Origin of the sequence: Rhodoplanes sp. SY1 (assembly GCF_046000175.1) — a bacterium.
GTDB lineage: Bacteria > Pseudomonadota > Alphaproteobacteria > Rhizobiales > Xanthobacteraceae > Rhodoplanes.
The window spans coordinates 1-596 of record NZ_JBEOMB010000515.1 but is presented as its reverse complement, the minus strand read 5'-3'; the positions used below and the strand labels follow the sequence as shown (position 1 = coordinate 596).

Below are 596 nucleotides of genomic sequence, written 5' to 3'. Positions count from 1 at the left end.
GAGTGTTGAGCGATGAACCATCCCTTTCGGCCGGTTGCACCGGTGCGGCCGGCCGCCCCATACATCGGCGGGAAGAAGAGGCTCGCGACCGAACTGATCCGCCGGATCGAGGCGGTCCCTCATAACGTCTATGCCGAGCCGTTCGTGGGCATGGGAGGAGTTTTCTTCCGGAGAGGCCGGGTGCCGTCGTGCGAAGTGGTCAACGATATCTCACGGGACGTCGCGACCCTCTTCCGGATTCTGCAGCGGCACTATCCGCAGTTCATGGAGACTTTGAAGTTCCAGATCACGTCGCGGGTGGAGTTCGAGCGGCTGCTTGCCTGCGACCCCGGCACATTGACCGATCTCGAACGAGCCGCACGGTTCCTCTACCTGCAGCGCATCGCCTTCGGGGGCAAGGTCTCCGGCCGCAGTTTCGGTGTCTCGCTCGGTCCCGGCCGGTTCGACGTGACCAAGCTCGGGCCCTTGCTCTGCGAGATCCACGAGCGGCTCGCCGGGGTGACCATCGAGAGCTTGCCATGGGCCGAATTCCTGAGGCGCTACGACAGCCCGAAGACCTTGTTCTACCTCGATCCGCCGTACTTCGGGTCCGAGGA

The 596-nt window shown here is 63.8% G+C and carries 1 protein-coding gene; it reads left to right on the top strand.

Annotated features, from left to right (window positions below):
- Positions 1-12 precede the first annotated feature (12 nt).
- Positions 13-596 (top strand): DNA adenine methylase (locus ABTU92_RS30690; protein ID WP_408095300.1); only part of this gene is annotated, 584 nt, incomplete at its 3' end.